Source organism: Cupriavidus sp. 01L46, from assembly GCF_056399905.1.
The window spans coordinates 1-8113 of the sequence record NZ_JBFTSF010000296.1 but is presented as its reverse complement, the minus strand read 5'-3'; the positions used below and the strand labels follow the sequence as shown (position 1 = coordinate 8113).

10 protein-coding genes and 1 pseudogene are annotated in these 8113 nt (G+C 65.5%); 6 read left to right on the top strand and 5 right to left on the bottom strand.

Annotated elements, in window-relative coordinates; translation table 11 throughout:
* The 3 genes from AC1DS3_RS32100 to AC1DS3_RS32090 form a co-directional block, all read left to right on the top strand.
* Positions 1-467 (top strand): aspartate/glutamate racemase family protein (locus AC1DS3_RS32100; protein WP_477128731.1); only part of this gene is annotated, 467 nt, incomplete at its 5' end.
* Positions 468-553: 86 nt separating this feature from the next.
* Entirely contained in the window at positions 554-820 is a 267-nt protein-coding gene (locus AC1DS3_RS32095; protein ID WP_441634881.1) for a type II toxin-antitoxin system RelE/ParE family toxin, read from the top strand.
* A 56-nt stretch (positions 821-876) separates the two neighbouring features.
* Positions 877-1158, top strand: a complete 282-nt coding sequence (locus tag AC1DS3_RS32090; RefSeq protein WP_441634883.1) for a helix-turn-helix domain-containing protein — start codon at positions 877-879, stop codon at positions 1156-1158.
* 140 nt (positions 1159-1298) lie between these two features.
* Here the strand turns inward: AC1DS3_RS32090 and AC1DS3_RS32085 are convergent, their stop codons facing one another.
* Both AC1DS3_RS32085 and AC1DS3_RS32080 read right to left on the bottom strand, forming a co-directional pair.
* On the bottom strand, positions 1299-1820 hold the full coding sequence (locus AC1DS3_RS32085; protein ID WP_441634884.1) for an O-acetyl-ADP-ribose deacetylase: 522 nt from the start codon (positions 1818-1820) through the stop codon (positions 1299-1301).
* 80 nt (positions 1821-1900) lie between these two features.
* Positions 1901-3049 carry an iron-containing alcohol dehydrogenase gene (locus AC1DS3_RS32080; RefSeq protein WP_441634886.1) on the bottom strand — a complete coding sequence of 383 codons (1149 nt, stop codon included), beginning with the start codon at positions 3047-3049 and terminating at the stop codon, positions 1901-1903.
* A gap of 300 nt (positions 3050-3349) precedes the next feature.
* Between AC1DS3_RS32080 and AC1DS3_RS32075 the strand changes: the two genes are divergently transcribed.
* The 3 genes from AC1DS3_RS32075 (at position 3350) to AC1DS3_RS32065 (ending at position 5970) form a co-directional block, all read left to right on the top strand.
* Positions 3350-4324: an alpha/beta hydrolase gene (locus AC1DS3_RS32075; protein WP_441634998.1), complete on the top strand. Its 975-nt coding sequence runs from the start codon at positions 3350-3352 to the stop codon at positions 4322-4324.
* A 122-nt stretch (positions 4325-4446) separates the two neighbouring features.
* Positions 4447-5433 carry a tripartite tricarboxylate transporter substrate binding protein gene (locus tag AC1DS3_RS32070; RefSeq protein ID WP_150990354.1) on the top strand — a complete coding sequence of 329 codons (987 nt, stop codon included), beginning with the start codon at positions 4447-4449 and terminating at the stop codon, positions 5431-5433.
* A 99-nt stretch (positions 5434-5532) separates the two neighbouring features.
* Positions 5533-5970 (top strand): YbgC/FadM family acyl-CoA thioesterase, encoded by a 438-nt coding sequence (locus AC1DS3_RS32065; protein ID WP_441634888.1) that lies wholly within the window; start codon positions 5533-5535, stop codon positions 5968-5970.
* On the opposite strand, the gene denD is transcribed toward AC1DS3_RS32065, so the two are convergent.
* The 3 genes and pseudogenes from denD to AC1DS3_RS32050 form a co-directional block, all read right to left on the bottom strand.
* Positions 5936-7000, bottom strand: coding sequence for a D-erythronate dehydrogenase (denD, locus tag AC1DS3_RS32060; protein WP_477128732.1), 1065 nt, complete (start codon positions 6998-7000; stop codon positions 5936-5938). The two genes, AC1DS3_RS32065 and denD, sit on opposite strands and share 35 nt — an antisense overlap.
* Entirely contained in the window at positions 6925-7722 is a 798-nt protein-coding gene (gene otnI / locus AC1DS3_RS32055) for a 2-oxo-tetronate isomerase (RefSeq protein ID WP_477128730.1), read from the bottom strand. Before otnI ends, denD begins: the two co-directional genes overlap by 76 nt.
* A 65-nt stretch (positions 7723-7787) precedes the next feature.
* Positions 7788-8113 (bottom strand): annotated as a pseudogene (locus AC1DS3_RS32050) (MFS transporter); the annotation flags it as partial.

Below are 8113 nucleotides of genomic sequence, written 5' to 3'. Positions count from 1 at the left end.
GCACCAACACCATGCACCGCGTGGCCCCGGTCCTGGAAGCCGCGCTCGACATTCCCYTTCTCCACATCGTCGATCCCACCGCGCAAGCTTTGCGCGCCGCCGGCATCCGGCGCGTGGGCTTGCTTGGCACGGCCTTCACCATGGAGCAGGACTTCTATCGCGGCCGCATGCAGGACAAGCACGGCATCGAAGTCGTGGTCCCGGACGCCGCCGACCGCGCGCTGGTCCACGGGATCATCTACGACGAGCTATGCCACGGCATCGTGCGCGACGCCTCGCGCGACGTGTACCGGCGGATCATCGGCGGCTTGCAGGCGCAAGGCGTGGGCGGGGTGATTTTGGGCTGCACCGAGATCACGCTGCTGATCGGGCAGGATGATGTGGCGCTGCCGGTGTTCGATACCACGGCTTTGCATGCGCAGGCTGCGGTGGGGCTGGCGTTGGAGGGGGCGGTGGTAGCGAGTTAGGTCGGGAAGGAGGCGGGTTCGGGTCGCATCGCAGGCGTTGTCGCAAAGGACTTGTCTTCTTATATCCAGATCAGTATATTCGAGCCATGAAGCTAATCCGATTCCTCGGGAACTCGCTCAAGTCCTTGCGAGAGTTCCCGGAGGATGCCAGGCAGGATGCCGGCTACCAATTAGACAAGGTCCAGCGAGGGCAGCAGCCTGACGACTTCAAGCCCATGCCCGATATTGGCAAGGGTGTGGAAGAGATTCGCGTGTGGGACGATTCAGGAACCTATCGTGTGGTCTACACGGCTAGGTTGGCCGATGCGGTCTACGTACTGCATGCCTTCCAGAAGAAAACGCAGGCCACGTAGCAGCGCGATATCGATCTAGCCAGGATCCGGTACACGGAGCTGATGAGAGGTGCCAAATGACTAATGCCGAAACTTTTAATAGCGTGTGGGACGCCATTGCGGACACCCCGGAACAAGCCGCCAATCTCCGCGCGCGGACGGAATTGATGCAACAAATCGCGGCTATCATCAAGTCCAATGACTGGAAACAGGCTGATGCGGCCAGGCATTGTGGTGTTACCCAACCGCGGGTCAATGATCTGCTGCGCGGGCGCGTATCCCGGTTCTCCCTTGACGCGCTGGTGAATATCGCTACGGCCCTTGGCCGGCGTGTGCATATCGAATTGGATGCTGCCTGAGTACGATAACGCCTCTCGTGGGAAAGCCTGAAGTGGCAGGCAAGGAAGAGAGCACCCGGAAAGCGGGCGGCGACAGCGAAGAAAAACAGCAAAACAGCAAAACGGGAAATCGCGGGGAATGCCGATTTCCCGTCAGCCGTTCAACTCAACCTGTGCCGATACAAGCGGTAGTTCTCGTCATCGAAGCAGACAAAACTGACCTGCTCGATGGTGGGTGCGGCCACCAGGGCCTTGCGKACGGCCTCGATGGCAATATCCACGGCGCGCTCGCGCGGGAAACCGTAGATGCCGGTGCTGATATTGGGAAAGGCGATGGTGCGCAGCTTGTGCTGCGCGGCTAGCGCAATGCTGGCCTGGTAGGCGCTGGCAAGGAGGGCGTCTTCGCCGTGGCCGCCCCCTTGCCAGACCGGGCCGACCGCGTGGATGACATAAGGCGAAGGTAGCAGGCCGCCGGTGGTGATCACCGCCTGGCCGGTGGGACAGCCGCCCTTGGTTTCGCGAATGCCGCGACACGCGGCCATGATGGCGGGACCGCCAGCGCCGTGGATGGCGCCGTCGACACCGCCGCCACCGAGCAAGCCGCTATTGGCGGCATTGACGATGGCGTCGACTTCCATGCGGGTGATGTCTCCGTGCAAGACCTGCAGGTGTTCCCCTGTCATGACCTCTTCTCCGTGCTGGGTGGTAAAGCTGGATCGCCCCGGCTGTTCCGCGCACCTGTGCTGCCGGCCCGCCGCGGCACTTACATGGATTCCGCCAGCATACGCCGATAATCCGCGGCGCTGGCCTCTTTCGGGTTGGTCTTGTGGCAATGGTCGACCAGTGCACCGGCGATCACCTTGTCGAACATGTCTTCGGTGACGCCCATCTGGCGCAGGCCGGTGGGCAGCCCGAGGCGCGCGGTCATGTCGTGCACGGCCTGGGCCAGGTCGGCGCCCTGGGGCAGGCCCATGGCGTGGCGCAGGCGGGCGTAGCGGTTGTCGCGTACCACGCTGGGCGCGTCGGCGTTGAAGCGCAGCACCGCCGGCATCACCACGGCGTTCAGGGTGCCGTGGTGCAGGCCGGTCCTGCCGTCCACCTTGAGGCCGCCGAGCGGGTGCGACAGCGAGTGCACGCAGCCCAGTCCCTTCTGGAAGGCCATGGCGCCCTGCATGGAGGCGCTCATCATGTTCAGGCGCGCGTCACGGTCCTGGCCGTCGCGGGTGGCGCGTTCGATATGCTTCCAGCCGCGCTCCAGGCCGTCCAGGGCGATGCCGTCAGCGGGCGGGTTGAAGGCAGGCGCCAGGAAGGTTTCCACGCAATGCGCGATGGCGTCCATGCCGGTGGCGGCGGTCAGGCCAGCCGGCAGGCCGAGCGTGAGGCCCGGGTCGCAGATGGCGGATTTGGGCAGCAGGTGCCAGGAGTGGAAGCCGAGCTTGCGGCCGTCTTCCAGGATGATGATGGCGCCGCGCGCCACCTCGCTGCCCGTGCCCGAGGTGGTCGGCACGGCGATCAGCGGCGCGGCACGTTCGGTGATCCTGGCGCTGCCGCCTTCAATGGTGGCGTAGGTGGTCAGCTCGCCGGGATGGGTGGCGAGGATGGCGATGCCCTTGGCCAGGTCGATGGAGGAGCCGCCGCCGACCGCGATCAGCCCGTCGCAGCCGCTATCGCGGTACTGCGCCGCGGCCTTCTTGACCATGGCTTCGGTCGGGTTGGAGGGGGTTTCGTCGAAGATCTCGTGCGCMAGGCCGCCCAGGGCCACGACGGCCTGCTGGGCCACGCCGGCGGCAACCACGCCTTTGTCGGTGACGACCAGCGGGCGCCGGATGCCGATGCGATCGCACTCTGCCTTGAGCTGGCTGATGGTGCCGAAATCCAGGTGGATGTGGGTCAGGTAATAAATGAAGGCCATCTATGTTGTCTCCGTCGATGAGGGTTTTCTATTTCTTCTGACTTCTGGCTTTTCTGACGATGGTCGATGATCGCGCAAAACCTGCCGCCCTGACCAGCCCCAGGGAAATTTCATATGCTTTGCTGCAGAAACATCTGGAATCATACTAAAATCGAACGATCGTTCACAATTCGAACGCCAGCGGCGCTGACGCCACTGGGGATTCGGCTGCTGCCGAAGGTTCGTTGCTACTGATTCCGAGTGTCCATGTCCGCTGTCCCGCCTGATTCCACCGCTGCGCCTGCCCAGCCTGTGCCTGCCATGCCCGGCATGCCGCCGGTGCCGCTGGACCCGCAGGTGGCGGCGTTGCTGGAGCTGATCGGGCGCGTGAAGCGTCCGTCCATCCACGAACTGGACCCGGCCGACGCCAAGACCGCGTACGAGAAGAGCGCGCCCATCATGGATATCGCGCCGCAGGCCGTGCACAGCGTGGAGAACCTGACGGTAGCCGCGCGCGATGGCTACGACATCCCRGTGCGGCTGTATGCGCCGCGAGAGGCCAGCTGGGCCGAGCCGTTGCCCTTGCTGGTGTACTTCCATGGTGGCGGCTTCACGGTGGGCAGCATCAACTCGCACGATCCCCTGAGCCGGCTGCTGTGCATGCAGGCGGATTGCATGGTGCTGTCGGTGGACTACCGGCTCGGCCCGCAGTGGAAGTTTCCCCATGCGGCGAACGACGCGTTCGATGTCATGGCGTGGGTGTTCGCCGAGGCCGCGCGCCTGGGCGCCGATGCCAGCCGTATCGCCCTGGGCGGCGACAGCGCGGGCGGCACCCTGGCCAGCGCCTGCGCCGTGCACGCGCGCGATCTGGGCCTGGAGCCTGTCCTGCAGATGCTGATCTATCCCGGCACTTGCGCCCGTCAGGACACGCCTTCGCATCGCGCGCTGGCCGAGGGCTATCTGCTGACCGCGCCGATGATCCAATGGTTTTTCTCGCAATACCTGGACAGCGAAACCAGCCGCGACGACTGGCGTTTTGCCCCGCTCGACGGTGGTGGCACGGGTGCTGACGTGCGCGGTTGCTGCCCGGCCTGGATCGCCGTGGCGGGCTACGACCCGCTGCACGATGAAGGCGTGGCCTATGCGGCCAAGCTGCGCGCCGCGGGCGTGCCGGCGCAATTGGCCGACTACCAGGGCATGATCCACGATTTTTTCAAGCTGGGACGCTTTGTCCCGGCGGTGGCCGGCGCCCATGGCGACGCGGTCGCCGCCTTGCGCGCTGCCTTCGACGGCTGAGCGGGACTTGCTGGCAGGAGCCTGCAGCCAGATCGAAGCGGTCGCAGAACCCCCGGTTTCATTGGCTTTACGTGTAGTGCATTACTTGTAGCAGTAGCATTAGCAATAGGAGACACAGACTCATGCAACGCCGCCATTTCCTCGCCCATGCGGGCGCGCTCGCCGCCACCGCGGCTACCCTGGGGCTGGCCAGCGCGCCGGCCCTGGCGCAGGCGGACAATTTCCCGCAACGGCCGATTCGCCTGATCATCGGCTATACCGCGGGCGGTTCCACCGACCTGCCGTTCCGCGTGCTGGCGGAAAACGCTTCCAAGATCCTCGGCCAGCCGGTGATCATCGAGAACAAGCCCGGCGCCGGCGGGGTATTGCCCGCCCAGTTGATGCAATCGACCCAGCCCGACGGCTACACGCTGGCGCAGGTAGCCATGCCGGTCTACCGCCTGCCGTACACCACCAAGATCAACTGGGATCCGGTCAAGGACTTGTCGTACGTGATCAACCTGGCCGGCTACTCGTTCGGCCTGGTTGTGCCGGTGGATTCGCCGATCAAGACCATGCAGGACTACATCGCCTACGCCAAGGCCAACCCGGGCCGCCTGACTTACGGCTCGCCGGGCTCGATGACCACGCTGCACCTGACCATGGAAGAGCTGGCCATGAAGCAGAACGTGCAGTTCTCGCATATTCCGTACAAGGGCAACTCGGAATCGATGCAGGCCCTGCTGGGCGGGCACGTGATGTCGGTGGCGGACACCCCGGCCTGGGCACCGTACGTGGAGTCCGGCAAGCTGCGCCTGCTGTCGACCTGGGGCGAGAAGCGCTCGGCGCGCTTCCCCAATGTGCCGACGTTGAAGGAACTGGGCCTGGGCATCGTGCAGACCTCGCCGTTCGGCGTGGTGGCACCCAAGGGCACCGATCCGAAGATCGTCAAGAAGCTGCACGACGGCTTCAAGAAGGCCATGGAAATGCAGAACTACCGCGATGCGCTGGCCAAGTTCGACATGGAGCCGTTCTACATGAGCAGCGAGCAATATGCGCACTTCGCCGCCGATACGGTCAAGAAAGAGAAGGCCATTATCGACAAGCTAGGGCTGAACAAGCCGCAATAAGCGTGGCTTAGCCGCTTTATGCCGGCGCCGCCCTGTCCGGGGCCGGCGCCGTTTTCATATCGGGCCGATATCTGGCCGGCAACCAAGGGGAACGCCGACATGGCGAAGGAAGATTTCCGTCACAGCATGCCGCTGCGCGTGCGTTGGGCCGAGGTGGATCCGCAGTCGATCGTGTTCAATGCGCACTACCTGACCTACTGCGATATCTGCGTGACGGAGTACTGGCGCGCGGTGGGGATCCGGTATCCGGAGGATGTGCTGCACGCGCACGGCGTGGATATCTTCGTCGTGAAATCCACGCTGGAGTATCACGCGTCCGCGCGCTTTGACGACATGCTGGAGATCCGGGGGCGGATTGCGCGCCTGGGCCGCTCCAGCATGCTGTTCCGCGTCGAGATGTACCGTGGCGACGAGCACCTGGTCACGGGCGAAATCGTCTATGTCTGCGCGGATCCCACCACGCAGAAGTCGGCGCCGATTCCGGGGCCGGTGCGGGAAACGATCACGGCATATGAAGTGGTGAAGCCGGACGCTTGACCTGTCCGGCTTCCGTCGTTCCAGGTGCGGCGGCGTTGGCCCGCGTGCAAGCCAGCGCCGCCAAGACGCGCCTGCGGGTTMAACGTGCCGCTATGCCCGCATCCTCGATATAAGCCCGGATCACCGCATCGAAATCCTCGTCGCCCTGGAACCCCAGCGCCAGCGCGCGCTCCGTATTCCATGCGGCAGGCCAGGTGCCGACGATATTCTCGATGCGCGCCTCGCGCTCCCAGCTCACGCGATCCGCCACGGCGTCGCCGGCCACGCGCCGCAACGCCGCCACCATCTCCCTGGGCGTGACCGACAAGCCGGGCAGGTTCACCGTCCGGCGTTCGCCAAACTTCGCGCCATCGATCTCCATGCCCCGCACCAGCGCGGCAATCGCCCCGCGCGGGGACAGCAGCCACAGCGGCGTTTCCGGCGAGACCGGGCAATTGGCGGCAACGCCTGCCAGTGGCTCGCGGATGATGCCGCTGGCAAACGACGAAGCCGCGGCATTGGGCTTGCCCGGCCGCACGCTGATGGTCGGCAGGCGCAGCACGCGGCCGTCGACAAAGCCGCGGCGGCTGTAGTCCGACAGCAGCAGCTCGCCGATGGCCTTCTGCGCGCCGTAGGAGGATTGCGGATTGAGCGCGGTATCGTCCTGCACCACAGCGGGCAGGGTGCCGCCGTACACCGCCACCGAACTGGTGAACACCACGCGTGGCCGGCTGCCATGTTTCACGTGAAGCGCCCGGCAGGTTTCCAGCAACGCGCGCGCGGCATCCAGGTTCACGCGCATGCCCAGGTCAAAATCCGCCTCGGCCTGGCCGCTGACCACCGCCGCCAGGTGGAACACCGCGCCGGTATGTGCATCGATGGCCTGCGCCAGCACGGCGGGGTCGGACAAGTCGCCGGTGACCACACGCACGCGCGCGTCGTTCAGCGGGGGCGGCGCTACCACGTCGAGCAGCGTCAGGCCCGCGATGGCGACGGGCTTGCCGTCGATGTCCAGGGTGCCGCGCTGTAGCAGCTGGCGGGCCAGTTGCAGGCCGAGAAAGCCGGCCCCGCCTCATAGCCGAGGCCATCGATCACGTCGAACAGGTAGGGGTAGTTCAGCTCGCCCAGGTCCGGCTCGTGGCGCTCGGGCACGCCGGCAATCTGGATGTGGCCGATGCCGGCAAAGTCGCGTTTGAGYTTGACGGCAAGGTCGCCTTCCACGATCTGGCAGTGGTAGCAGTCGAACTGCACTTTCAGGTTGGCCGCGCCCACTTCCTTGCAGATGGCCTGGCCGTCGTCCTGGCGGTTGAGGAAGTAGCCCGGCATGTCGCGTCCGTTGATGGGCTCGATCAGGACCGTGATGCCCTGTGCCGCGGCGGCCTGCGCGGCATGCGCCAGGTTTTCCAGGTAGCAGGCGCGATGACGCCCGTGGTCCGCGCCGGCCGGCACCAGGCCGGCCATCACGTGGATCTTGTCATTGCCAATCACGGCGGCGTACTCCAGCGCGCGGCCGAAGGCGTCGMGAAATTCGGCCTGGCGCCCGGGCAGGGCGGCCATGCCGCGCTCGCCGGCGTGCCAGTCGCCGGGCGGCGCGTTGAACAGCGCTTGCGCCAGGCCGTTGGCGTCGAGCCGCGCGCGGATCTCCGCGGCGGTGTGTTCGTACGGGAAGAGATACTCTACGGCCCTGAAACCGTCAGCCGCTGCGGCGGCGAAGCGATCCAGGAAGGCGTGCTCGGTGTACATCATCGACAGGTTGGCGGCAAAACGCGGCATGCGGTGCTCCAGGAGAAGTGCGTGGTTCTTGAGTTCTTGTGTTCTTGAGTTCTTGTGTTTTTGGCCTAGCGGTTGACCAGCTTGGCCGGGGTGAGCCAGACCAGCCCGGCGCCGAGCACCAGCATGGCCGACAGCACATACATGCTCGACTGCGTGCTGTGGGTGAGGTCGGTCAGGTAGCCCACCATGTACGGTGCCACAAAGCCCGCCAGGTTGCCCACCGAATTCACCACCGCAATGCCCGAGGCAGCAGCCAGCCCCGACAGGAAGGCGGTGGGCAGCGACCAGAACAGCGGGGCGCAGGTCAGCACGCCGGCGGCGGCGAGCGACAGCGCGGCGATGGCCACCACGGTATTGTGGGTAAACGAAGCGGCAATGGCAAAGCCCACCG

Bases quoted from the DNA above. Each gene is read 5' to 3' on its own strand.
- AC1DS3_RS32095 (WP_441634881.1), top strand. From the start codon at position 554: ATGAAGCTAATCCGATTCCTCGGGAACTCGCTCAAGTCCTTGCGAGAG.
- AC1DS3_RS32090 (WP_441634883.1), top strand. From the start codon at position 877: ATGACTAATGCCGAAACTTTTAATAGCGTGTGGGACGCCATTGCGGAC.
- AC1DS3_RS32070 (WP_150990354.1), top strand. From the start codon at position 4,447: ATGCAACGCCGCCATTTCCTCGCCCATGCGGGCGCGCTCGCCGCCACC.
- AC1DS3_RS32065 (WP_441634888.1), top strand. From the start codon at position 5,533: ATGGCGAAGGAAGATTTCCGTCACAGCATGCCGCTGCGCGTGCGTTGG.